Genomic DNA, 24,383 nt, shown 5'->3' on the forward strand with positions numbered 1-24,383 from the left:
GGAAGCCTCCGATGAACATCACTCGACGCAACCTCACCCTGGGCGGCATCAGCCTGTTGGCCGGAGCGTCCGCGAGCACCATCAGCCGCGCCGAATTCGGCTCATTCCTCGGGATCGGGGAGGGGATCGAAGACTTCATGCTCGCCACCGACGCCTACATCTTCGGATACCCACTGGTGACGATGGAGATGACGCGGCGCGTCATCACCAACGTCGCGTCACTGGTCGGCACACGCGGGCCGATGGGTCAGATCATCAAGATGCGGCAATATCCAGATGCATCGTTTCGCGACGTTACTGCGCCGAACGCCGACACGCTTTACACGACGTCGTTTTTCGACGTCGGCAAGGAGCCGTGGGTCCTCAGCGTTCCCGATATGAAGGGCCGCTATTTCCTGTTGCCCATGCTGGATGGCTGGACCACCGTATTCCAGGTGCCGGGCAAGCGCACGACAGGTACTGGCGCGCAGACTTACGCAATCACCGGCCCGGGCTGGAAGGGCACGCTGCCGCCCGGGGTCAAGGAATACAAATCGCCCACCTCTATCGTATGGCTGCTCGGGCGCATCTACTGCACCGGCACGCCGGAAGATTACGCCGAGGTGCACAGGCTGCAGGATGAATTCAAGCTGGTGCCGCTAAGCTCGTATGGCAAGCCCTATACGCCGCCGGCGGGGACGGTCGATCCATCGATCGATATGAAGACGGCGGTGCGCGAGCAGGTCAATCGGATGGATGCAGTGGCGTACTTCACGCTGCTATGCAAGCTGATGAAGGACAACCCGCCGTCGGCGGCGGATGCGCCGCAGCTGGCGAAGTTCGCCAAGCTTGGTATCGTTCCGGGTCAGGACTTCGATGCGAGCAAGCTCAAGGCGGATTTCGTCAAGCGGGTGCCGGAAATCGCTGTCGACCGGATCATGCTCCAGTTCAAGGTCAACAAGGCCATCACGGACGAGAACGGCTGGGCGTTCACGACCAGGACCGGCATCTACGAGACCGATTATTTGATGCGCGCCCTCATCACCGCGATCGGGCTTGGGGCCAACAGGCCGCAGGATGCGGTCTACCCGACTTCACAGAAGGATGCCGAGGGCCGCAAGTACAACGGTGCCAACAAGTACGTGATGCGATTTCCCAAGGGGGAGCTGCCCCCGGCGGAGGGATTCTGGTCGCTCACGATGTATGATTCCGGCTATTTCTTCGTCAACAATCCGCTCAACCGCTATTCGATCAGCGCGCGCGAGAAGCTGAAGTCGAATCCGGATGGCTCGACCGATCTCTACATCCAGAACGAATCGCCCGGCAAGGACAAGGAATCCAACTGGCTCCCGGCGCCGGCCGGAGATTTCATCCTGATGCTGCGGCTGTACTGGCCGAGCGAGAAGAATCCGTCGATCATCAATGGCTCCTGGAAGATCCCGCCGGTGAAGAAAGTCGCCTGAGCCAGCGGAGACGTCGGCGCTTCGGCGCCGGCGTCTCATCCACAACCAAAAAAACGGAATGGAGTGCAAAGTGCACAGGGCCCTGATTTTCGCAACGATATTGTCTGCGGCGGCGATTCCAGTTGCCCGCGCCCAGGTCGATCTCAGCACCTATGCCGATGCCAACGGGTTCCTGAACGTCCAGAAATTGACATGCGCTCAACTCGCCGGGACCTGGCAGGGCGACGCCGACCGGCTGACTGCCTGGTACAGCGGCTGGTACAACGGACTCGCTCGCAAGCACTACATGGATATCGTCAAGTCAAAAGAGGCCGAGCACGAAGTCATCGTCTATTGCAAGGCGAACCCTGATCAATTGATCATCGAGGCGATCGCCGTCGTGTTCAAGGACATGCGGGCGAAGCTGGGGATTGAAATGAAGCCCTGAAATCTGGCTGTTTGCTGTTACAACAATCTGGGCGCCCAATGATCGTTTCGTCATGCGCACCATAGCTATCGTCGATGACAATCCCAGCGTGCTGCAAGGTCTAAACCGCCTTTTGTCGGCGCACGGCTTCCACGTCAGAACGTTTGCATCGGCGGAGGCTTTTTTGGAGGCCGATGCCGGGTGCGAAGCGGATTGTTTGCTCCTGGATATTCACCTTGGCGGAATCTCAGGCATCGACCTGCAACGGCAATTGATCGCGTCAGGTAGGGAGTTACCGGTCATTATGATGACGGCCATCGACAATGAGGTCAGCCGGCAGGAGGCATTCGACGCGGGCTGCATTGCGTATTTGAAGAAGCCGTTTCTATCAAAACTGCTCATCGATGCCATTGGAAGGATTCCCTGAGGAGTCGAGCTCAATTTCTTAACGATTGCAGGGAATTGTCGCGGAAGTTGATTCTTCTAATTGTTCTCCCTGGCGCTGGGCAGGTCGAGTAGGATTGGGTTCTCGGTCACATTGTGACATCTCGCGTAAACGGCCGCCTTATCGCATGATAGCTCGAATAGCTTTTGGCTCAATCGTTCTGTTCCTGGCGATGACCGGTGCGGCGTTTTCCCAGCCAAAGCGGGTGCTGATTGTTCATTCCGTCGGCCGAGATTTTTCGCCGTGGGATGATTACGCAAGACATATCCGCGAACAGTTGAAGCTTCAGTCGAAAGATCCCATCGATATCTTTGAGGTGTCGCTGTCGACGGCCCGCTTCCCCGACGGGAATGAAGACGCCTTTGTCAGCTATTTGAACGCGGTGTTTTCCGAGCGCAAACTCGACCTGATCATAACGATCGGCGGCCCCGCCGCACGATTCTTTCAGCAGAACCGGCAACGGATTTTTCCTTCGATCCCGACGTTGTACGCGGCCCTCGAGCAGCGGATTTCTCCGAACGCACCGGCGACCGACGCGATGGTCTCCGTATCTATCGACGTATTCGGGACTCTCGACCAGATCCTGAAGCTGGTTCCGGAGACGACCAGGGTTTTCATCGTGCACGGGAATTCTCCGATCGAGAAGCAATGGTTGGTGGAGATTCGCAAGCTGCTCCAACCGTTCGCGAGCCGGGTCGAGATCACTTATTCCAGTGAATTGTCGCTGGAAGAGATCCTCAAGCAGGTGGCTGTCCTGCCACCTCGGAGCATCATCGTCTACGCACAGATGTTGGTGGACGCCGCCGGCGTCGTGCACGAAGGCGGTCGAGCCCTGGAACGGATTCACGCGGTTGCCAACGCGCCTATGTTTTCGGAGCAAGACACGTTTTTCGGCCGAGGGATCGTCGGCGGCCGGATGACGAACATATCCGACGTCAGCCGCCAGACCGCCGCAGTTGCCGTGCGCATTCTGGGCGGAGAGTCGCCTGGCAGCATCAAGACGCCACCGATTCCAGCGGCATCGCCCAGATACGACTGGAGGGAGCTGAAGCGCTGGAACATCAGCGAAAGCCAATTGCCTCCAGGCAGCGAAGTTCTTTTTCGCGTGCCCAGCCTCTGGGAGCAGTATCGCCCGCAACTGACGGCTGGTGTGGCGGCCATCATGCTGCAGGCGGGCATCATTGCATTGTTGCTCGTCGAGCGGCGGCGACGCGTTGTCGCCCAGGCGGAGGCGACCAGTCGTCGTCAGGAGGTCGTCCATCTGAATCGGGTCACGACCGCCAGCGTTCTGTCGTCATCGATTGCGCATGAACTCAATCAGCCGCTCGGAGCGATTTTGAGCAATACCGAGGCCGCGCAGATGTTGCTCAAAGCTAATCCACTTGATCTGGCCCAGCTCGGCGAAATCCTTTCCGATATCGTCCGGGATGAGCAACGCGCGAGCGACATCATCAGCGGCCTGCGGAATCTGCTCAACAACAGAGCGGAAGCCGATCTGCGGACGCTCGATTTGAACGACACCGTGCGTGACGTCGTCAAGATTGTGTCTTCTGAAATCACAAGGCGGGGAGTGGTCTTGCGTACCATACTGGCACCGGAGCCATTGCGGGTACGCTGTGATCCGATTCATCTGCAGCAAGTCATCATCAACCTTGTGATGAATGGCATGGACGCGATGGAGGGAGTGGCCAGCCCGCACAATCTGACGATCCGAACAGCCCTGGCGGATGCCGACGGAATCGAAGTCCAAGTATCCGACTCCGGGTCCGGTATTCCCAATGACAAGCTGGCAAGCATCTTCAATGCGTTCGTCACAACAAAGTCGCATGGGACCGGGTTGGGTCTTCCAATCGCACGAACGATACTTGAGAGCTACGGAGGCGAACTCTGGGCCAAGAACGGTAGTCGAGGTGCGGTGTTCTCGTTTAGGCTTCCGTTGGCCAGGACTTGAGCGAAAGACGGGCGATCGCGCTCGCGGGGCCCGATGAATCCTAAAAGCTAAATTGCGATTTCAATGGTATAAGGGTTCGCAGTTTTGTTCTGAATGGCGCGCCAAGGCTCACTAAAGCCCCAATATTTCAATAATTTACTGCAAATCATGGCTTTGGCCGCTTGACCGCGGAACGGTCCAGGCAATCCTCTGAAGTTTTGAGTCAGTCTCCCGAGTAAATCACGTCCGAAATCGCAAATTCCCGCTCGATCAAGCGGCGTGCCACGAATGTGTCCGGCCGCGTTCCTGGAGCGCGCGTCGAGTCGCGCCGGACGGTTCGCCCTTCGCGATGCCACCATCGCCCAGAGCATCCGCGAGCCCTTGACGTATCGGGCGCCGGTGCAGGGCTCATGCGCCGGAAGCCTCCGAGAATTATTTTTGCCACGCACCGATGAGTTCTGGCGGGTTCGCTTGTCATAGTCTCGAGAGAGAGAAGTCGACGGACAAAGGGGCAATCAAGAAAGAATATTGAAAAATAAGGTCGCGATGATCCACGGAGCCGGTGGCGCTTTTTTGGCAGCGTCGGCGCGCAAGAGTGATCTGGCTCGCGCGACAAATGAAACGCAGCGCTCCTCCAAACTCGAGGCAAACCACCTTATGGACGATACAAATATCGCCAGACAGGACGATCTGGAAGCAATAAATCAAACTCTTCTCGACTACATTGAAGGGTTCTACGACGGCAATGAAGCGCGGATGGAAAGCTCGCTCCACCCCGAACTGGCCAAGCGCATTGCCAACCTCGATTCCGCATCAGGCCGCGGCTACCTGGCCGAAATGAGCGCGCTCGCCCTCACGCAGCTGACCCGAAAGAAAGCTGATCGTCCAACGCCAGCGGCTGAGCGTGTGCAGGAGATCGCTGTTTTTGATATCTTTGAGAATGCCGCCAGCGCCAGGGTGACTGCATCGACGTGGATAGACTACCTGCACTTGTCACGCCTCAACGGTCGCTGGGTGATAGTCAACGTGTTGTGGGAAATGAAGGCTGGACAACCATTCAAGCCATATTGGTAATGGTAACAACCTATGTGCCCCTCGATGCCGTGGTCGCCAAGGAAGTCGCGGTGTCCCTTGGCGACTTGACAACAGCCGTAACGTCTAACTTGGTTACATTGGCGAGATAGGTAGGCGAAGCAACGCAGCGGCTTCTGCCTCCGCTATTGCAAAAGAGCTAACAGATGGCTGCTCGCCGCGAGGCTGTTGAGGATCGCGAGGGGCGAACCTGGTCCTTCTGCGCAATGTATTGGCTGGTGTGCTCAAGCTGTTCGCGCATCGTAGGCGACCATTGCGGTCACTGATCGGCTTCACGATGTCGCGGTGCCGACCGCGTATTGCTGCTGGCTTAATCCGTCAGCGAGCAGGCCAATCATCTAAATCGGGAAACGGCCAGGTTGCTGATGACGGCTCGCGCAGACCAGGCGCAAAAAAAGCCCGTCATGCACCGATGAGTTCCGCTCGGTCCACCGGTCATACCCTTTGCTGGGGGCAAAGCCCGGCTGGTCGGAAGGAACTCAAATGATTTTGAAAGACAAGGTGGCGGTGATCTACGGGACCGGCGGTGCTGTGGGCGGCGCCGTCGCGCGCGCCTTTGCGCGCGAAGGCGCCAGGCTTTTCCTGATCGGGCGCGAGCTGGCGCCGGTCGAAACGATCGCAAAGGAGATCGCGGCCACCGGGCATTTGCCGAGGGCGCGGAAGTCGACGCGCTCGATGCAGAGGCGATCAACAAGCATCTTCAGTCGGTGACCAAAAAGTCCGGACGCATCGATATCTCGTTCAAGGCGGCATGACCGGTAGCGTCGTCAACATCAGTCCGGGAAGCCTCGACGACTAACGGTTTCGTCGGTTCCCGCGAAAAGCGTGCAGTAATTGTGAAAGGACTCCCATGAAGCTCACAGGTCGTACGATCCTCATCACCGGAGGGTCCGCGGGCATCGGACTTGCCTTCGCGCTCAAGTTTGCCGAACTGGGCAACAAAGTCATTGTCACCGGTCGGCGCCAGGCGGTGCTCGATCAGGTCAGGTTGAGATATCCCAAACTCGATACGATCCGAAGCGACGTTGCAGACCCGGTCGAGATCGCCGCCCTCGCAGCGCGCGTGAAGGCGGACTATCCCAAGCTCGATGTGCTGATGAACAATGCCGGCATCAGCCACTATAAGAATCTAAAAGCCACTGCCGCCGATCTTGCGGGTTTGACGTCGGAATTGAACATCAATGTCGGAGGCGTCATACGCATGACGTCAGCGTTCATCGACGTCCTGAAGTCCAACAACGGCACGCTGATCAACGTGTCATCGGCCCTGGCCTTTGTACCGTTGCCCTGCATACCGATCTACTGTGCGACCAAGGCGGCGATCCACTCCTACACCCTGTCGCTTCGTTTTCAGCTTCAGGAAACCGGTGTGGAAGTCATCGAGCTTATGCCGCCCGCCGTGAAGACCGACATGACGGCAGACCTTCCCGAGGGTGACGGCATTACCTTGATCACGACCGGGGAGTTGGTGAAGCAGTCGTTCAAGGCGCTCAAGGCCGGCTCGCTTGAAATCCGGCCGGGTCAATCCAAGCAACTGGCGCTCATGAGCCGTCTCGCGCCTAACTTCATTAACGGACAGCTATGGAAAGCATCCAGCAAGCTGGTGCCGGTAGGGGCGGAGTAGTTCTGCCCGTTCAAGAAAATCGTTGGTAACATTGGAGCATGAGATGCACTCCCTGACAGGCAAGAATGTTGTCGTGATCGGCGGAAGCCGTGGCGTCGGACGAAAGATTGCGGAATCGGCCACAATTTCTGGTGCGCGTGTGCTTGCGGTGGCTCGTCAATTGGAGCCACTGCAGCGATTGGCTGAGGAGGTCTCTGGCATCGGCATTTTATCGCTCGATGCAACAGATGTGGAAGCCGCCGGGAAAGTGTTCGACGTCATGCTGCCGGATGTATTGGTCGTGTGCGGGGGCTCGTTTCCGCCAACCATGCCGCTCCACCAGCAAACTTGGCAAGAGTTCTCCATCAATTGGGATGGCGACGTCAAAATTGCGTTCAATTTCTTTAAGGCGGCACTCTCCCGGCCGCTCGTGGCTGGTTCAACGGTCGTGTTGGTCTCAAGCGGTGCCGCTTTGGCCGGGTCTCCACTTACCGGAGGGTATGCCGGCGCTAAGCGGACGCAACTATTCATGGCAAACTACGGCCAGAAGGAATCCGATCGTCTCGGCCTTGGCTTGCGGTTTGTCTCGATTGCACCTCGCATCATGCCGGACACCGAGCTTGGAAAGCGTGCCGTCGCCGGTTATTCCAACTATCTAGGCATAGCGGAAACTGACTTCATTCGCGGCATGGCCGCGCTGCCAACTTCGTCGGATGCCGCCAACGCGGTGATCGAACTTGTGACGACCCCGGACCGTTTCAAGGAGCATGTGTTCATCGTCTCAGGTAAGGGGCTCGAGGCCGCTCCGTCTTGAAACGGGGGTCGCCCAGGACCACATCACGGCAATGACCGCGACCGAAGCGTCACGCTCGTTCGAGATTTCCGATCGATCAGACAAGACGTTTGAGCGGATGGCGGAGCCGTTTCGCGGCGAGCTGAAATTGCATTGTTATCGAATGATGGGTTCGCTGCACGAAGCGGAAGACCTCGTGCAGGATACCTATCTTCGGGCCTGGCGGAGCTTCGATAGCTTTGAAGGTCGTGGATCGTTGCGCGGGTGGCTTTACCAGATCGCTACGAATACCTGCCTCAACGCGATTGCCGGCAGAAAATACCGGCAACGCTTCCTGCCAGACCAGCGTTTCCCTGTAACTGCCCAGATGCCCGATGGGGTTCCGGCGAGCGACGTCGATTGGCTTGAACCCTATCCGGACTCCGAACTGGCTGGAATTCTCGACGAGACACTCAATCCTGAAGCGCGGTACGCCTCTCGCGAGGCCGTACAACTCGCCTTTGTGGCCGCCATCCAACAGCTCCCGCCGCGCCAACGCGCCGCGCTTTTATTGTGTGACGTGCTCGGCTGGGGCGCCGCGGAAGCCGCGACCTTGCTCGGCGGCTCGACAGCGTCGATCAACAGCGTCCTGCAGCGCGCGCGCGTCACGATGGCAAAAAGCCGCAACGACGATGAACGCCCGATGATTTCAAAGCCCGCGCCGGCGCAGCAAAAGCTGCTCGACCGCTATTTGAAAGCATGGGAAGAGCTTGATCTCGACAAGTTTGTCGCCCTCCTGAAGGAGGATGCGACCTATACAATGCCGCCGCTCGCTCAGTGGTATGTCGGCCGCCAGTCGATCCGTGCCTTTTTTGAGTGGGCCTGGAAAGATTATGGCGGCTACCGCCTGCTGCCGACAGCGGCGAATGGACAGCCCGCATTCGCGGCCTATTTCCGTTCTCGCACCGCTCCGGATGCGCCGTGGAGCGCGCACTCGATCCACGTACTATCGCTCGCGCAGGGCAGCATTTCCGCGGTCACTCTGTTCGTGAGACCCGCCGCCCCGGCGCTCTTTCAGGCCTTTGGCCTTCCGCTTGTGATCACGGACACCGTCGGCACCGAATTTTCCGCCCAGGCAGAGCCCCCGTAACGGCGAAGCCCCCGCGTCGACGCAGATGCCTGCCAGCGAACCGCGTGGAGCTTCCTCAAGCAGGTGCCCCCTGGGTGCGGCACAGGCTCATGCGAAGGGTTGGACCAGGTATGGCAGGTTCGGTTGGCGTGTGAAAAGCGGAAGCGCTCCAGTAGCTCGAATCCTCGACAAGGCAGCTCAACAGAAGGAGCCGCTCCCAGTGAGGCCTAGAATTAGATAACGATCTCAATTACATAAGAGTTCGCAGTTTCATTCCGGGTGGCGCGCCAAATGTTCGCTTTTCCGCGACATTGTACGACGCGCCTCCGTTCGCGAGCGTCCTCCTGCTCGATGGCTGATTGATCGTGCCGGCCTGCATCAGCTGAGTTTGGCGCTTGTGCTCATTCGCGGTCCCGGCGACGGAGCTTTGAGCATCCGCGTCGCCCGCCTTGGCGGGCAGTCCGGCCCGTAAATCAAGCGGCGGGCGTCCCTCATTTCCGCTATGATCAAGCCATGACGATCGGGATTACCGGACCCGGCCGGAAGGTACCACGGCAAAGTGGCGTGGTCAGGCTGATCGTTGTGGCCGTCGTCATCACGATTTGCCTGATCCTGCTCTCGTTCGCGAGCGACTTCCTGGTCGATTGGCTTTGGTTTTCCTCGATCGGTTATCTCGAGGTTTTCCTGACGGCGATCGGCGCCAAGGCGACCGTCTTTTTCGCGGTCTTGGCGGTGACCACCGTCGTCCTCTGGCTGAACGGAGTGCTGGCAGCGCGGTTTGCCATGCAGCAGCCGCGACAGATTCCGGCCGCCCCGTGGAAGGTGGCCGGTGTTACGCCGCCGCCGGATCTGTCCGCAATGCTGCGCGATCGACTAACACGGCCGTGGTTTATCGCGCTCGGTGCGGGTTTGCTCGGCGTGCTGGTTGCCGCAGGCGAAGCCGGCAACTGGGGCCTCTTTCTGCAGTTTCTCTACGGCGTGCCCTATGGCGCGGAGGATCCGCTCTACAACAGGGACATCGGCTTCTATCTCTTTGCGCTACCCGCTTATCTTGCGATCAAGAACTGGATGCTGCTCGCAATCGTCCTGAGTGCGCTGTTTGCCGGAGCGATCTACTGGGCGCGCGGCGACATCGAGTACGATGTTCACAACCGATCAATCTCGCCGACGGTGATCGCGCATGGCTCGGCGCTGGTTGGCCTTCTGTTCGCGGTGAAGGCTTGGTCCTATGGGCTCGACCGCTATCTGCTGCTCTACGGCGACAATGGCGTCGTGGTCGGGGCAAGCTACACCGATGTCCATCTGGGGCTGCCGGCGCTGTGGCTGATGATCGGGCTTTCGATCATCGCGGCGTTCATCGCATGGGTCAATTTGCGCGCCCGCACCTACCGCCTTCTTGCCGCCGGGTTCATCCTCGTCGGCGCCGGCTCTGTCGTGCTGTCGAGTCTCGTCCCTTCGCTGTTCCGGCACTTCGTCGTCAAACCGACGGAGTTGCAGCTGGAGAAGCCGTACATCGAACGCAACATCGCGCTCACGAGGCAGGCCTACAATCTCGACCGGATCGCAGCCAAGCCGTTTGCCGCCGAACAGCGGCTGACCTTCAAGACGCTGGAAGCGAACAAGGCCACCATCGACAATATACGACTCTGGGACTGGCTGCCGCTGTCGAATACCTACGCGCAACTGCAGGAGATCCGGACCTACTACAAATTCCACGATCTTGACGTCGATCGCTACTGGCTCGACGGCTCCTACCAGAGCGTGATGCTCTCGGCTCGCGAACTGCGGGCCTCCCTGCTGCCGGCAAACGCCCAGACGTGGGTCAATCGCCACGTGCTGTTTACGCACGGCAACGGCGCGGTGATGAGCCCGGTCACCCGCAAGAGCCCAGAAGGACTGCCGTTCTTCTATTTGCGCGATATTCCGCCCGTTGCGGACGGCGGTCCCAAGATCGAGGAACCGCGCATCTACTTCGGCGAAGAGAGCGACGACTACGTCATCGTCAAGGCCAGCATCCCGGAGTTCGATTATCCGAAGGGGAAAGACAACGTCTATGCCGCCTATGACGGCAGTGGCGGTGTTCCGATCGGAGCATTGGGATGGAGAACGCTGTTCGCCTACTATTTCAATGACGCGAATCTGGTCCTCTCAAGCTACATCACGGCCGACAGCCGGATCATGATCCGGCGCAATATCACGGAACGGGTGCGTACGATCGCTCCATTCCTCAGTCTCGATCACGATCCCTATCTGGTCGTCAGCAACGGGCGCATGTTCTGGATGCAGGATGCCTACACCACGAGCTCCTATTTCCCCTCCGCGCAGCCCGTGCCGGAGCTCGGTCTCAACTACATCAGGAATTCGGTGAAAATTGTTGTCGATGCCTATAACGGGACGGTCGATTTCTATCTGATCGACCCACGCGACCCCGTTGCAGCGACCTACCAACGTATCTTTCCGAGCCTGTTCAAGCCATTCACGGCCATGCCGGCGGATTTGCAGAAGCACATTCGCTATCCGGAAGATCTGTTCCTGATTCAGGCGCGGCTGTATCAGACCTACCACATGGAGCAGGCCGAAACTTTCTATAACCGAGAGGACTTCTGGCAGTTTCCGCGACAGCCGGGCGGCGATGGCACCTCGGTGATGACCCCCTACTACATCATCATGCGGCTGCCCGGCGAGCCGCAGGCCGAGTTCTTTCTGATGCTTCCCATGGTGCCCAGTCGTCGCGACAATATGATCGCGTGGCTCGCTGCGCGTTGCGACGCCCCCGACTACGGCAAGCTGATCGTCTACGAATTCCCCAAGGACAAGCTTGTCTACGGGCCGTTTCAGATCGAGGCGCGGATCAACCAGAACACCGAGATCTCGCAACAACTCACGCTGTGGAATCAGATGGGCTCGCGGGTGATACGCGGTGCGAACCTGCTGGTGATCCCGATCGAGAACTCGATCCTTTATGTCTCGCCGCTCTATATGCGCGCCGAGCTTGGACACCTGCCGGAGCTGAAACGCGTGATCGCAGCCTACGGTGAGCATGTCGTGATGAAGGAGACGCTCGCTGACGCCCTGGCCGCGCTGTTCGCAGAGCCCGGTGCGGTGCCGACGGTTTCAAACGCAACGGAAACGATATCCCCTGCGGGCGGGACGGCGAGCCCGGCGCAGCAGGCGCTCGATCACTACAATCAGGCGCTAGAGCGATTGAAGGCCGGAGACCTGAAAGGTTTCGGCACGCAGTTCGATGCCCTGCGCGAGCCCCTGGAGGAAATGAACCGGCGCTCCGTCGGTCACTAATGGCGCGGGGGAATCGTGAGCGCGAAAGCGCGCCTCAATTGGGTGCTGTCAAAGGTTACATTTCAAATTTCAATGACATAAGAGTTCGCAGTTGTGTTCTGGACGGCACGCCATTTCCGCTTCGCGCGCGATGCCGCCGATCAATCGTCGCAATCGCCGGCGCCTCCGGTGGCGTCCCGGATCCTTGCCACGACCTCCGGCCGGTTGCTCTCGAGCCAGGCCACGGCGTCGGGTCCATCGACGACGCACGCGAAGGTTTCCCAGGTTGGGTCCTCCAGGGATTCCGGTTGCAATCGCTTCGCCGCATACTCAACGAGGTCGTGCAAGCGTTCATAGCCTCGTCGGCGCTCGAGGGAATCTGCAATCGCCGTACTGGCCCAGCCTCGCTGGGCCAAATCGATAATGCTCGGAGCGTCAGCCTCGCTGAACCAGGGGGTGGCATCGAACTCGATGCAGCGGACATTATCGGCGGTATGGCAAGTCGCGTGGATCATTGGATTCCTCCGTTCGCCGGCTAACAACCTGCGCCAGCATTGCTCATGGAGTTTCACATCGCCGCCTCGCACGCCTCAGGCTTTGACCAGGTCCCCCAGCAGGTTCGCCGCCACCGTCAGCTTGGCGAGCGTCAGGCCGCTGGCCGCGATCTCCTCGACCGAGCGGCGGATGCGCGCCGCTTCGGGGTGGGCCGCGAGCCAGGTCTCGACAGCCTGCTGGCCGGACTGGCCGGTTGCCAGCATATCCGCGGCCAGTCTTCTCTCGGCGCCGGCGATCTGCTCAACGGCGCGATCGATCGCCATACGTTCGAAATAATCGTTTGCCGGCACGCTGCGCGCGGCGGCGACGATGCGGTCGAGGCGGAAATTCGCTTCGGCGGCGAAGAAGGTCGCGGCGGCGTCGCCGATGGGACGGGCGGTGCGCTCGGCAACCGTCACGATATCGGGCGCCGAGACCAGAGCGTCGAGATCGGCGAGTTCGCCGGCGAGGCCGGCCGGGACACCGGCATCGGTCAGGTCCTGCCGACGCTTGGCACGTGCGGCCTGCAAGTCCGGCGGCAGCGCGGTGTCGAGCCCGGCGACGATCTGGCGGATAGCCGGACCGAAGCGCGCGACGACGGTCTCCAGCCCGTCCTTGAAATCGACATTGCGCACGTACCAGACCATGCGGGAGAGCAGCAGGTCCTGGACGGAAGCGTAGAGGGACAGCTGCACCCGCCCGTCGATGCAGGTATCGAGCGCATCGATCGCGTCACTGAGCCACTTGAGCCCGTAGCATTCGTCGACTGCCACATAGGCCATGACGATGGTCGGGATATCGGCGTCCGTCTCATCGATCAGACGCACGACGCAGGCCGGGCCGCCACGGTTGATCACCGCATTGGCGAGGCTGGTCGCGATGATCTCCCGCCGCAGGCGATGGGATTCGACCGCTCTCGGGTATTTGTCCTGAACCTCGCGCGGAAAATACTGAGATAGTTCCCGGGCAAGATAGGGATCATCCGGCACGCTGGTGACGAGCAGGTCATCGTAGAGCGTCAGCTTGGCGTAGGCGAGCAGCACGGCAAGCTCGGGCCGTGCGAGGGACTGGCCGCGCCGTGTGCGCTCGGTGAGCGCTGCGTCGTCGGGCAGGAACTCTACCGCGCGGCTGAGCAAATCGCGCTGCTCGAGCGACTGCATCAGGCGCGTAAGGAAGCCGGTCTCGGCCACGCCCTTGCGTTCGGCGAGCGAGAGCGCCAGCGACTGCAGATAGTTGTTGCGTAGCACCAGCGTGCCGACCTCGTCGGTCATCGCGGCCAGCAGGCTGTTGCGGTCAGCGGGGCTGAGCCGTCCCTCGCGCTCGAGCCGCGCCAGCGCGATCTTGATGTTGACCTCGACGTCGGACGTGTTCACGCCGGCCGAGTTGTCGATGGCGTCGGTGTTGAGCTTGACGCCCTTCTGCGCCGCCTCGATGCGGCCGCGTTGGGTGACGCCGAGATTGGCGCCTTCGCCGATTACCCGGGCCCGCACGTCGCTGCCCGTGATGCGGATCGGATCGTTGGCGCGGTCGCCGGCCTGATCGTCGCTTTCCGCGGCGGAGCGGACATAGGTGCCGATTCCGCCAAACCACAGCAGATCCGCGCGCGCCTTCAGGATTGCCGTCATCACCTCGAAAGGCGTCGCTTGCGGCTTGTCGAGATCGAGCAGGGCGCGTACCTCCGGAGCGAGCGGGATCGCCTTGAGCTGGCGCGAGAACACGCCGCCGCCCGCCGAGATCAGCGACTTGTTGTAGTCCTGCCAGCTCGATCGCGGCAGGTCGAACAGACGCTTGCGCTCGGCGAGGCTGATCGCAGGATCAGGCGAGGGATCGATGAAGATGTCGCGGTGATCGAAAGCCGCCACAAGCTTTGTCGCTGGCGACAGCAGCATGCCATTGCCGAAAACGTCGCCGGACATGTCGCCCACGCCGACCGCGGTGAACGGCATGGTCTGAATGTCGGTGCCGAGTTCGCGGAAGTGGCGCTTGACCGCTTCCCAGGCGCCGCGCGCCGTGATCCCCATCTTCTTGTGGTCGTAGCCCTGGCTGCCGCCGGAAGCGAAGGCATCGCCGAGCCAATGGTTTTTCTCTGCCGAGATCGCGTTGGCGATGTCGGAGAAGGTGGCGGTGCCCTTGTCGGCGGCGACAACGAGGTAAGGGTCGTCGCCGTCATGGCGCACGGTGGATTCGGGCGGCACGACGATGTCGCCGTCGAGATTATCGGTGAGCTCCAGCAGCGAGCGAACGAAGATGCGATAGGCTTCGGTGCCTTCCGCGAGCCAGGCGTCGCGATTGGAAGGCGGCGGCAGGCGCTTGGGCACGAAGCCGCCCTTGGCGCCGACCGGCACGATCACGGCGTTCTTGACCTGCTGCGCTTTCACGAGGCCGAGGATCTCGGTGCGGAAATCCTGCGGCCGGTCGGACCAGCGCAGGCCACCGCGCGCAACCTTGCCGAAGCGCAGGTGAATACCTTCGACACGAGGTGAATAGACGAAGATCTCGTAGAGAGGTCGTGGAGCCGGCAGGTCGTCGATCCGGCGCGCGTCGAACTTGAAGGAGATCACCGGACGCGGATGTCCGTCCTCGCCGATCTGCCACAGATTGGTGCGAATCGTCGCCTGCACCAGGTTGGTGAAACGGCGCAGGATGCGGTCCTCGTCCAGCGAGGCAACGGATTTGAGTTGCTCCTCGACCTCGGCAAGCAGGGCCGTCTCGCGTGCCGAGCGCTCGGCATCCGTGGAGGCGAGGCGTGGATCGAGGCGGGTCTGGAACAGCGCGACGAGGCTGGCCGTGATCGCGGCGTTCTTGCGCAAGGTCTCCCACATGTAATCCTGGGTGAACGGCGCGCGGATCTGGTGCAGGTAGCGGGACAGTGCCCGGATGGTCGAGACTTCCCGCCAGCCCAGGGCGGTGCGCAGGATCAGGCCGTTGTATCCATCGGATTCGGCGTGATCGCGGACCACGGCCATGATCGAGGCTTCAAGGCGATGGCTGAATTCCGGGGTGATCGTGATCGGCAGGCCGTCGCTGGTCTCGATCGTCATCTCGTGGAGCCAAACCGGCGGAGGCGCCGGCGTGGCGCGCGGCGCGATCTGATAGGTGCGTTCGTTGACCACGCGCAGGCCGTGATTTTCGATCACGGGCACGCGGTAGGACAGCGACAGGGGCGCGTCGTGCGAGAACACCCTCAGTCCGAAGCGCTTGGGATCGGCCTCGCTTGCGTCACGATGAACCGAAACCGCCACGGGGCGGGCTGGCGTGAGCTTTTCGATGGTGGCGATATCGGTGATCGCCTGTTCCGCGCCGAACACCTCGGTATAGCCACCGCTGAACGCCTGGGCATATCGGTTGGTGAGCATGCGTGCCCGCATGCCATCGGTGGAGGCAGTGAGCGCGGCCTTCAGCTTGTCGGCCCACGTCGCGGCAATGGCGCTGATCCCGGCTTCGAGCGTGGCGCGTTCGACGACGGGAGTTTTGCCGTCATAGCGCCCGATGATGTAGTGGACGCGCACAAGCGCCCCTTCAGGGAATGAAACGTAGGAGGCCGACAGCGTCCCCTTGTAGACCTGCGCCAGGAAGGCACCGACGCGGGTACGGACGTCCGTGTCGTATTTCTCGCGCGGAATGAAGGTGAGGATGGAGACGAAGCGATCGAACTTGTCCACCCGCGCCAGCGCGCGGACGCGCGGACGCTCGTAGAGGATCAGGATCTCCATGATGAAATTGTAGAGCGTGTCGACGTCGACCTGGAACAGTTCGTCACGCGGATATTCTTCGAGAATATGCATGAGCGCCTTGCCCGAATGGCTGTTCGGGTCGAAGCCGGCGCGTTGCAGCGCGCGCGTCACCTTGTGGCGGACATAGGGGATCTGGCGTGCGGAGCGGGTATAGGCGCCCGAGGTGAACAGGCCGACGACCCGCAATTCGCCCTCCAGCCGGCCGTCGGGCGTATAGAGCTTGATGCCGACATAATCCATGCGAATGCGACGATGAACGCGGCTGGAGACGTTGGCCTTGATGACGATGAGCAGGGTGGGGTCGTGCATGAACTCGCGTATTTCTGACGTCATCACCACCATTTCGCTTCCGCGGCGCAGCACCTTCGCATCCGGATCGCGGAGGACGCCGAGGCCTTTGCCCGTCGTGATGTCGTCGGATGCATCGCTGTCGGGCGAGAAGCGATATTCGCGCACGCCGAGGAAGGTGAAATTGTCCGCGCACAGCCATTGCAGGAACTGGTTGGCCTCGGCGACCTCGTCGATCGGCAGCGGCGGCGGATTGGAAGAAAAGGTCTTGATCGCGTCCTCGACCCGGTCGCGCATTGCGCGCCAGTCGGTGACGCAGGCGCGGACGTCGTTCAACGTCTTGGTGAGGCCGTCGATCAGCTTCTGGCGATCGGCATCGGCGTCCAGGCGGGTGATGTGGAGGTGAATCAGGCTTTCCCGCGTGCCGTTTACTCCCGCCGGCAACGCTTCGCCGTGGAAGCGCAGGAGCTTGCCTTGGCTGTCGCGCTCCACCGCGAGGATCGGGTGAGCGACGAGGGTGACTTCGATGCCTTGCTCGGCCAGCTCCGCCGTCGTGGAATCGAACAGGAAGGGCATGTTGTCGTTGAGAATCTCGAGCACGGAAATCTCGCGCCCGTCCGGCATCATCGGATTGACGACACGGATATCGGCGCCGCCGGCCGTACGCTGCTGCACGTGCTCCCAGGCTTGTTCCGCCAGGAAGGCCAGCGACAGCGCATCGTGATTGGCGAGGTCCTCGACATTGGTATAGCCGAACAGAAGTTCGGCAAAGCTCCGGGGCGCCTTGCCCGGCTGCACGCTTCCCGCTGCATCGCGGATCAGGGTTGAACGGGCCTTATCGTCACGCCAAGCCATCATGTCCTCCATTTGCCGCGCCGTCCGATCGCGTTCGCGATCATCAGCTTGATTCTGGAGTGCATCGCTTCGAGCGCCACAGCCTTGACCGCGATCGAGTGCGTACGCGAAATCCCCGGTCTCAAAGTTGCGACAACTCCGGACGACAATACTCCGATCCCAAAGCTATCCAAGACGCATGCTGTCGGGAGAAGCATTGAGAGGCCCTGCTGCAGCGCGTGAGGCCGAAGTCGGCGCGGAGGCTGCCGAACCGTTGGGGTTGGCCAAAATCACAAGCAATTTCAATCGAGTATGAGTTCGCAGCGCTGCGGTGCGGCTTTTCAACGCCGCGCCGCTGCGCGAATTTCCGAAGGCGTTGCGCCGTAACGGCGGCGGAAGATGCGGTTGAAGTAGGACAAGTCTCCGAATCCGGCTTCGAACGCGATGCTGGAGATGTTGCGTTCGTCCCAGAGCCGATCGGTCAGCAGCCGATGCGCGCTGGTCAGGCGGGCCTCCAGCACGAATTCCGAGAAGCTCGTGTCCTGGTCCGCAAACAGCCGCTGCACGCTGCGCGGCGGAAGACGCTGGCGCGCTGCGACCGCGCTCAGCGACAGGTCGGGATCGCAGAGACGCGCGCTGATGTCGGCCTTGATCGCGGCGAGCCGAGCGGCCCGCAGCCCGCGGCTTTCGGCCAGCGCCGCTCCATCGCTGGTGGCGCCGATCGCGAGCGCCGCCAGATCGTACATATGGGTGACGACGGCGCGCTGCAGCTCGTACGTCGTCAGTCGCGCCCCAGTCTGCAATTGCCTGACATAGTTCACGAGCAGGCGAAGTGGGTCGCTGCCGGGCAGCAGACGCATCAGCGCATCCTCGGGCCTGGACACGAGCGATGCGATGGCCTTGCGCTGCAGCGGAATCGTGATGAAGCATGACGGTGATGACGTGGCGGACATGCTGGTCTCCGCTGCCGACATCAACAACGCATCGCCCGCACGGAGCGTGACCTCTCGATCGCCTTGCGCTGCGACCCCGGTCCCGCTCGTAAAGACCTTCAGAACGAGATCGTCACGGTCGCCCAGCAGATCGCGCGTCCTTGCCGCGCGAATATTGACGCTCGCGCCGGACACGATCGCGAGCCCAGGGAGCGCCTGCACCACCAGGTCAGCGCGGAACGGGTCGTCGGTAAGCGGCCCGAGATCGAACTTCACGGTCGCGCGTCCGATGACCTCCCGCAGAATCATCAGCCGATCCCGCTCCGGCCAATCGGCGCTCGAGAATCGAAACGTGCTGGAGTCCGGCAATTTCGGCAACGCGGAGTCTGGATCACCTGCTCGCATGATGTTCTCGACCGTGTTTCCAACCGGTCAACCGCTCGCCGCCTTCAGAGGGGAACTCATACCCTTTCTACGGCGGGGCAGGGCGGGGAAGCTAGGACAGTCGCGCCAAGGGCCCGGTTTGAGGCGCCATCGATCCGACGCGTCATCAACGCCTTGGCGTTGCGCGAATCTCCGACGGCGTCGCGCCGTAGCGGCGGCGAATGGCGCGGTTGAAGTAGGACAGGTCGCCGAACCCGGCTTCGAACGCGATGCTGGAGATGTTGCGGTCGTGCCGGCGTGGATCGGTCAGCAGGCGGTAGGCGTGAGTGAGGCGTGCGCCGAGCACGTATTCCGAGAAACTCGTGTCCTGTTCGGCGAACAGCCTTTGAAGGCTGCGCGGCGACAGGTGCTGGCGCGCGGCAACCGCGGTCAATGTGAGGGCGGGATCGCCAAGATGGGAGTTGATATCGGCCTTGACGGCGGCGCGCCGCGCCGTCCGCAGCCCGCGGCTTTCAGCAACGGCCGCGCCGTCGCGCGTGGCACCGATCACCAACGCCGCGAGGTCGTACAGATGGGTGACGACGACATGCTGCAGCTCGCCTGTGGCCATCCGATCCATGCGGTTCAGCTCGTCGGCATAAAAGGTAAGCAGTCGCAATGCCTCGATGTCGCGTGGGACCGGACGCATCAGCGCATCCTCGGGGTTGGGCACGAACGGCGTAAGCGCCTTGCGCGGCAGCCGCAGACTGAGGAAGCGCACAAGCGACGGGTAGACGCTCACCCGCGGTTCTGCGGTCGACATCAGAATGGCATCGCCGGTGTCGCCGGTGGCCTCGCGTCTCCGGTGCGTGATGATGGGCGCACCGCTCAGCGCGATCCCGAGCACGAGATCGTCGCTGCCATCGAGCAACTCGCGGGTCACGGCGGCGCGTAAATTGGCCAATGCCCAGGAACCGAGCCAAAGCCCGGGCAGCGCCAGTACGGTCGCCTCGGCATGGAACGCGCCGTCGGACAACGGCTCCGTGTCGAGCTGGATGACGGTGCGCCCGATCGACTCGCGCCAGATTGCCAGTCGATCCCGGGCCGGCCAATCGGCGGTCGAGAACCGAAAAGTCGTAGGCGCCTGTTGCTCTGACATCGTCGGCTCGTTCCCGTGCCGTGGCATCCCCTGTTGCGGCATTGCGTCACCCGACCCGAAAAGTCAACGGTGGCGTCTGTGTCCTAGCTCACGGTGCGCCAGCCCAAGAACACCGGTCCGATCACCCCCTACACGTCGTGCCACGGGAACCGATCAACGGGAGTTTTTTTGCGTGTCTCGGAACAGGACTGGGCGCAGGTCGGGATATCGGCCGGCGACCTTCGGCTCCACCACTCAGGATCTGATCAGCACTTGCCGCCAAGGTCGAGATCAACTCCAAACCTTGACGACGATTTTGCCGCGTGAGGACCGGTTCGCAGCGAGGAACCGGTGAGACGCATGACGAAAACGGCGCTGCTGATCGGAGCGACGGGAGGCGTAGGGCGCGAAGTCGCAAGGGCCTTGGTGCGCCGCGGCTGGCACCTTCGGTGCCTGAGCCGCACGCCGAAGCTAGCCTCCGCCTCTCTGCCGGATAGCGGCGTCGCCTGGATCGAGGGAGACGCGATGAAGGCGGATGACGTGGCCAACGCAGCCAGCGATGTCGCCCTCATCGTTCACGCAGCCAATCCACCACCGTACAAGAACTGGCGTGGCCTCGCGATGCCGATGCTTCGTAACTCGATCGAGGCGGCGAGCGCCTCAAGCGCGCGACTGATCTTCCCTGGCAATCTGTATAACTTCGGCGCGGACGCCGGTCCGCTGTTGTCCGAGACCGCGCCGCAGCAGCCGAACACGCGCAAGGGCCGCGTTCGCTGCGAGATGGAAGACATGCTGAGGGCGGCGGCGGCGACCGGCACCCGATCGCTTGTCGTGCGCGCCGGCGACGTGTTTGGTGGACACGGGCCATCTTCAAATTTTTCGAATGTCCTGATCAAGCCGGGGCAGCCGCTGCGTGCCATCTCATATCCCGGTCCTCCTGCGACGGGTCATGCCTGGGCCTATCTGCCGGACTACGCCGAGGCGATTGCGCGACTTGCAGAGATCGAAGCCGATCTGCCGCCGTTCGACGTGTTTCACTTTGGCGGACACTGGATCGAACCCGGGATCGAGCTCGCTCAATCCATTCGCCGCGCGGCCGGAAGGCTCGACCTTCCCGTTCGGCACTTTCCATGGCTCGCCGTCCGGCTGCTCGCGCCCTTCGTCCCGCTCCTGCGTGAAGTCGAAGAAGTTCGCTATCTCTGGGATGTCCCGCTTCGGCTCGATAATTCCAAGCTGATTGCGTTGATCGGCGACGAGCCTCACACGCCTCTCGACCAGGCAGTTCGCGCCAGCCTGTTGGAGCTCGGGTGCCTGTCGAGTTGAAAGCGAAGTTGCAAAAAATGGAGACCAAAATGCCAGTCCTGATGGTTCGCGGTGATGTCGAGGACTTCGACAGATGGAAGCAGGTTTTCGACAAGAATTCCGACGCGCGAACCGCGCATGGCTGTCGCCGCGTCCGCCGCTTTCGCTCGACGGCAAACCCCAATCACCTGCTGATCCTGTTCGACTGGGACACCGAGGAAAATGCGAAGGCCTTCAGCTCCAGTCCGCAGCTTGAAAGAACTCAGGCCAAAGCCGGCATCTTGCCGGGGCGGGAGACCGCCTTTTTCGAGGAATTCTGACATGCTGACGCAGAGGCCGCCAATGTCGAAACAACTTCGCTCCAGCGCGATTGCGCGATGGTACATCATCGCGGCTGCCATCTATCTTTGCATCGGACTTGCTATCGGCATCGGCATGGGTGTTGCCGAGAACTTCAAATACGTGGTCGTGCACGCCCACCTGAATCTGCTCGGCTGGGCGACGATGTGTCTCTACGGGCTCGTCTTGCAGGCGTTCCCGGAATTTGGCGCATCCCGGCTCGTACGCTGGCAGTTCGCTGTCGCGAACCTTGGCGTCGTCATTTTCATCCCAGGGCTCGTTCTTGTGGTTGCCGGCGTCACTCACGTCGCTGCAATCGCGGGTGCGCTCATTTCCTTTGTCGGCGCCTTGCTCTTTGCCGGCCTGCTGATCGGATCGTTACGTCAGGGACGCGGCGAGGCGGAGCAGCCTGGCCCGAGCAGCACGTCGACAGCCGCTCATTGACCCATAACCGATCCTCGCCAGGATCAGGAGGGGTCGCAATCAGCGATCACGCCGGGACGACGATATGGTCCGGCGCAATGCCCGCCCGGTGACGCTCATACATCGCGGTGTAGGCGGCCTCGACATGTCGGGTGAAACGTTTGGTATCGAACAACGGTGCCGTCAGCCGATTGGCCGCCAGCCTGGTTTTGAGCGCCGCGAGTCTCGAAGGATCGGTCGCAAGATCGACCGCCATGCGCTCGTAAGCCTCCGGCGATTCCGCAATAAGCTCGGGCAGGCCGATCGCATGGAGCAGGCTCGCCGCGACCCGACTGGCAAACGTGTCGCCGAGAATGGTCAGCACCGGCAGGCCGACCCATAGCGCATCGCTGGTGGTCGTGTGGGCGTTGTAGGGAGTGCTGTCGAGGAACAGGCCGGCGAGGCGATGGCGTGCGAGATGGTCGGGCAACGACAGGCGCGGTGCGAACACAAGGCGCTCCGCAGCGACGCCACGCGCGACCGCCTCCTTGCGCAGATTTGCGGCAGCGTGGGCGTTGCCTTCGAGCAGCCACAACATGCTGCCCTCGACGCGACCGAGAATCCTCATCCACCGATCGAACATGTCAGGCGTGATCTTGTGGTTGTTGTTGAAGCAACAGAACACGAAGCCCGCCGGTGCCAGCCCGACGTCGCCGCGCGTAAACACGCGATCGGCGATGACGCGCTTGTCGTCGTTGGCCTGATAGCTGTTGGGCAGGGCGACCACCTTTTCGCTGTAGAATTCGCGATGATGATCCGGGATCACGGTACGGTCGGCGATGATGTAGTCGATGAACGGGGCACCGAGCGTTCCCGGGTAACCCAGATAATTGACCTGGATGGGGGCAGGCCGGCGGCCAAGCACTCTGGTGCGGGACCCCGCGGTAAAGCCTTTCAAATCAACCAGGATGTCGATTTCCAATCGTCTGATCAGGTCGGCGACCTCATCGTCGTTGATGTCCCGGACCTCGACAAATCGATCGAACGACACCTCCAGCCGTCGGCGCATCTCCGAAGGGTCGTTGGGCGACCACGAGATCGCCACCGTCTCGAATTTCGACCGGTCGTGGCACTCGAACATCCCCGCCATCAAAGCCGCTGTCGCGTGGTTGCAAAAATCCGACGAGAAATAGCCGATCCGAATTCGATCGTGATGATACCGTTCGCCCCGCCAACGCTGGCTTTCAGACGGCGGATGATTCTTCGCGGTCCATCGCGTGGCGCAGAGCAGTTGGTCGGCGGCCGATGAAGGCACGTTACAAAACAGAAATGGCGGCGTCGTCGCGTCCCGATTCCTGATCGACCCGATCAGTTGGTCGCACTCGGCGTCAAAGTCGACCCAGTCGCAAAGGTGAGATTTGACGTGCAAACGATAGCCTTCGATGTCGGCCTGGTCCGGCTTGAGCGCGACGGCCCTGTCAAAGGCCGCGAATGCCTCGTCATAGCGCGCCAGCATGGATAGAACCTTGCCGCGGTTGGCGTAGGCATCCGCATCGTCGCCCTTGTACTGGATCGCCTTGTCGATGCTGGCGAGCGCCGCCTCATGCTGCCTGAGCCTCAACAGCGCCGTGCCGCGGTTGTTGTAGGCCTCGGCATAGTCGGGCCGCAGCGCGATCGCTTTGTCGAAGCTTGCAGTTGCCTCTTCGAGACGATCCAGCTTGATCAGCACGTTGCCGCGGTTGTAACAGGCGCCGGCCAGCCCTGGCGCCCGGTCGTAGCTCGCGAGCGCATCATCGAACCTTTCGAGGTCATTGAGCACGTTGCCACGATCGTTGTGCGCACCGGCATCGTTGGGCTTGAGCGCGATCGCCCTGTCCAGGCTCGCCAGGGCCTCCTCGAGCCGCTCCAGCTTTCTCAGCGCGGCGCCCCTGTTTCGATACGCATCCGCATGGTCAGGCACGAGCGCGATCACGAGATCGTAGCTTGCGATCGCCTCCTCGTGGCGCCCGAGCTCCGCGAGCGTAAGTCCGCGATTGTAGAGTGCGGGCGCAAGGCTTGGCTTGAGCGCGGTCGCCCTGTCGAAGCTCGCGAGCGCTTCGTCGAAGCGACGCAAATCGCGCAGCGTGTTGCCCAGGTTGTTGTGCGCGTCCGCGACGGTGCCGTTGAGCCTGATCGCTCGCCGGATCAGGTCAGCGCCGCGCTGGCTGCGGCCGGTCTGTGCGGAAATCAGGCCTAACAGATGCAGCGCATCGAAGTTGTTTGGCTGCTGTCGCAGCATGTCTTCGTAGATCTTCTCTGCTGCCGCCAACTGCCCCCGCTGATGCAACGCGACAGCCTGCCCGAAGGCGAGCTGCAAGGCGGTCGAATCGGATTTTTGAGGTTTACCTGTTTCGGGCATCGAACTTCTTCACGCGTTCCGTGT

The 24,383-nt window shown here is 61.5% G+C and carries 18 protein-coding genes; 13 read left to right on the top strand and 5 right to left on the bottom strand.

Annotated features, from left to right (window positions below):
• Positions 1–11: 11 nt before the first annotated feature.
• The 10 genes from AAFG07_RS07780 (at position 12) to AAFG07_RS07825 (ending at position 12,116) form a co-directional block, all read left to right on the top strand.
• Positions 12–1,442, top strand: coding sequence for a DUF1254 domain-containing protein (locus tag AAFG07_RS07780; protein ID WP_342726736.1), 1,431 nt, complete (start codon positions 12–14; stop codon positions 1,440–1,442).
• A 70-nt stretch (positions 1,443–1,512) separates the two neighbouring features.
• Positions 1,513–1,869, top strand: a complete 357-nt coding sequence (locus AAFG07_RS07785) for an HdeA/HdeB family chaperone (RefSeq protein ID WP_342726737.1) — start codon at positions 1,513–1,515, stop codon at positions 1,867–1,869.
• Positions 1,870–1,921: 52 nt separating this feature from the next.
• Positions 1,922–2,275 carry a response regulator gene (locus AAFG07_RS07790; protein ID WP_342726738.1) on the top strand — a complete coding sequence of 118 codons (354 nt, stop codon included), beginning with the start codon at positions 1,922–1,924 and terminating at the stop codon, positions 2,273–2,275.
• Positions 2,276–2,465: 190 nt separating this feature from the next.
• Positions 2,466–4,244, top strand: a complete 1,779-nt coding sequence (locus AAFG07_RS07795) for an ATP-binding protein (protein ID WP_342726739.1) — start codon at positions 2,466–2,468, stop codon at positions 4,242–4,244.
• A gap of 507 nt (positions 4,245–4,751) precedes the next feature.
• Complete coding sequence (locus tag AAFG07_RS07800; protein ID WP_342726740.1) at positions 4,752–5,297, top strand: nuclear transport factor 2 family protein; 546 nt, start codon at positions 4,752–4,754, stop codon at positions 5,295–5,297.
• A gap of 501 nt (positions 5,298–5,798) precedes the next feature.
• Positions 5,799–6,026, top strand: coding sequence for an SDR family NAD(P)-dependent oxidoreductase (locus tag AAFG07_RS07805; protein ID WP_342726741.1), 228 nt, complete (start codon positions 5,799–5,801; stop codon positions 6,024–6,026).
• Positions 6,027–6,165: 139 nt separating this feature from the next.
• Positions 6,166–6,939: an SDR family NAD(P)-dependent oxidoreductase gene (locus AAFG07_RS07810; RefSeq protein WP_342726742.1), complete on the top strand. Its 774-nt coding sequence runs from the start codon at positions 6,166–6,168 to the stop codon at positions 6,937–6,939.
• 43 nt (positions 6,940–6,982) lie between these two features.
• Positions 6,983–7,732, top strand: a complete 750-nt coding sequence (locus AAFG07_RS07815) for an SDR family oxidoreductase (RefSeq protein ID WP_342726743.1) — start codon at positions 6,983–6,985, stop codon at positions 7,730–7,732.
• 31 nt (positions 7,733–7,763) lie between these two features.
• On the top strand, positions 7,764–8,840 hold the full coding sequence (locus AAFG07_RS07820; protein WP_342726744.1) for a sigma-70 family RNA polymerase sigma factor: 1,077 nt from the start codon (positions 7,764–7,766) through the stop codon (positions 8,838–8,840).
• 492 nt (positions 8,841–9,332) lie between these two features.
• Entirely contained in the window at positions 9,333–12,116 is a 2,784-nt protein-coding gene (locus tag AAFG07_RS07825) for a UPF0182 family protein (RefSeq protein ID WP_342726745.1), read from the top strand.
• Positions 12,117–12,256: 140 nt separating this feature from the next.
• On the opposite strand, the gene AAFG07_RS07830 is transcribed toward AAFG07_RS07825, so the two are convergent.
• The 4 genes from AAFG07_RS07830 to AAFG07_RS07845 all read right to left on the bottom strand — a co-directional run bounded on the left by AAFG07_RS07830 (position 12,257) and on the right by AAFG07_RS07845 (position 19,939).
• Entirely contained in the window at positions 12,257–12,610 is a 354-nt protein-coding gene (locus AAFG07_RS07830) for a hypothetical protein (RefSeq protein ID WP_342726747.1), read from the bottom strand.
• 75 nt (positions 12,611–12,685) lie between these two features.
• Entirely contained in the window at positions 12,686–17,518 is a 4,833-nt protein-coding gene (locus AAFG07_RS07835; RefSeq protein WP_342726748.1) for an NAD-glutamate dehydrogenase, read from the bottom strand.
• Positions 17,519–17,826: 308 nt separating this feature from the next.
• On the bottom strand, positions 17,827–18,726 hold the full coding sequence (locus AAFG07_RS07840; RefSeq protein WP_342726749.1) for an AraC family transcriptional regulator: 900 nt from the start codon (positions 18,724–18,726) through the stop codon (positions 17,827–17,829).
• A 241-nt stretch (positions 18,727–18,967) separates the two neighbouring features.
• Positions 18,968–19,939, bottom strand: coding sequence for an AraC family transcriptional regulator (locus tag AAFG07_RS07845; RefSeq protein WP_342726750.1), 972 nt, complete (start codon positions 19,937–19,939; stop codon positions 18,968–18,970).
• A gap of 339 nt (positions 19,940–20,278) precedes the next feature.
• Here AAFG07_RS07845 and AAFG07_RS07850 point away from each other — a divergent pair, with 339 nt between their 5' ends.
• The 3 genes from AAFG07_RS07850 to AAFG07_RS07860 are packed head-to-tail and all read left to right on the top strand — an operon-like array spanning position 20,279 to position 22,003.
• Positions 20,279–21,241, top strand: a complete 963-nt coding sequence (locus AAFG07_RS07850; RefSeq protein WP_342726751.1) for an NAD(P)H-binding protein — start codon at positions 20,279–20,281, stop codon at positions 21,239–21,241.
• Entirely contained in the window at positions 21,226–21,540 is a 315-nt protein-coding gene (locus tag AAFG07_RS07855; RefSeq protein WP_342726752.1) for an antibiotic biosynthesis monooxygenase, read from the top strand. Before AAFG07_RS07850 ends, AAFG07_RS07855 begins: the two co-directional genes overlap by 16 nt.
• Before the next feature lie 22 nt (positions 21,541–21,562).
• On the top strand, positions 21,563–22,003 hold the full coding sequence (locus tag AAFG07_RS07860; RefSeq protein ID WP_342726753.1) for a hypothetical protein: 441 nt from the start codon (positions 21,563–21,565) through the stop codon (positions 22,001–22,003).
• Positions 22,004–22,049: 46 nt separating this feature from the next.
• Here AAFG07_RS07860 and AAFG07_RS07865 read toward each other — a convergent pair whose 3' ends face one another.
• A complete protein-coding gene (locus tag AAFG07_RS07865; RefSeq protein WP_342726754.1) occupies positions 22,050–24,359 on the bottom strand; it encodes a tetratricopeptide repeat protein in 2,310 nt (769 codons plus the stop codon).
• Positions 24,360–24,383 lie beyond the last annotated feature (24 nt).

The organism is Bradyrhizobium sp. B097, assembly GCF_038957035.1.
In the GTDB taxonomy this organism is placed as follows: Bacteria; Pseudomonadota; Alphaproteobacteria; order Rhizobiales; family Xanthobacteraceae; genus Bradyrhizobium.

Excerpts from the sequence above, each read along its gene's own strand:
- AAFG07_RS07810 (WP_342726742.1), top strand. The coding sequence starts at position 6,166 with ATGAAGCTCACAGGTCGTACGATCCTCATCACCGGAGGGTCCGCGGGC.
- AAFG07_RS07790 (WP_342726738.1), top strand. The coding sequence starts at position 1,922 with ATGCGCACCATAGCTATCGTCGATGACAATCCCAGCGTGCTGCAAGGT.
- AAFG07_RS07845 (WP_342726750.1), bottom strand. The coding sequence starts at position 19,939 with ATGTCAGAGCAACAGGCGCCTACGACTTTTCGGTTCTCGACCGCCGAT.
- AAFG07_RS07820 (WP_342726744.1), top strand. The coding sequence starts at position 7,764 with ATGACCGCGACCGAAGCGTCACGCTCGTTCGAGATTTCCGATCGATCA.
- AAFG07_RS07805 (WP_342726741.1), top strand. The coding sequence starts at position 5,799 with ATGATTTTGAAAGACAAGGTGGCGGTGATCTACGGGACCGGCGGTGCT.
- AAFG07_RS07830 (WP_342726747.1), bottom strand. The coding sequence starts at position 12,610 with ATGATCCACGCGACTTGCCATACCGCCGATAATGTCCGCTGCATCGAG.
- AAFG07_RS07815 (WP_342726743.1), top strand. The coding sequence starts at position 6,983 with ATGCACTCCCTGACAGGCAAGAATGTTGTCGTGATCGGCGGAAGCCGT.
- AAFG07_RS07860 (WP_342726753.1), top strand. The coding sequence starts at position 21,563 with ATGTCGAAACAACTTCGCTCCAGCGCGATTGCGCGATGGTACATCATC.
- AAFG07_RS07850 (WP_342726751.1), top strand. The coding sequence starts at position 20,279 with ATGACGAAAACGGCGCTGCTGATCGGAGCGACGGGAGGCGTAGGGCGC.
- AAFG07_RS07835 (WP_342726748.1), bottom strand. The coding sequence starts at position 17,518 with ATGGAGGACATGATGGCTTGGCGTGACGATAAGGCCCGTTCAACCCTG.
- AAFG07_RS07795 (WP_342726739.1), top strand. The coding sequence starts at position 2,466 with ATGACCGGTGCGGCGTTTTCCCAGCCAAAGCGGGTGCTGATTGTTCAT.
- AAFG07_RS07825 (WP_342726745.1), top strand. The coding sequence starts at position 9,333 with ATGACGATCGGGATTACCGGACCCGGCCGGAAGGTACCACGGCAAAGT.
- AAFG07_RS07840 (WP_342726749.1), bottom strand. The coding sequence starts at position 18,726 with ATGATTCTGCGGGAGGTCATCGGACGCGCGACCGTGAAGTTCGATCTC.
- AAFG07_RS07865 (WP_342726754.1), bottom strand. The coding sequence starts at position 24,359 with ATGCCCGAAACAGGTAAACCTCAAAAATCCGATTCGACCGCCTTGCAG.
- AAFG07_RS07780 (WP_342726736.1), top strand. The coding sequence starts at position 12 with ATGAACATCACTCGACGCAACCTCACCCTGGGCGGCATCAGCCTGTTG.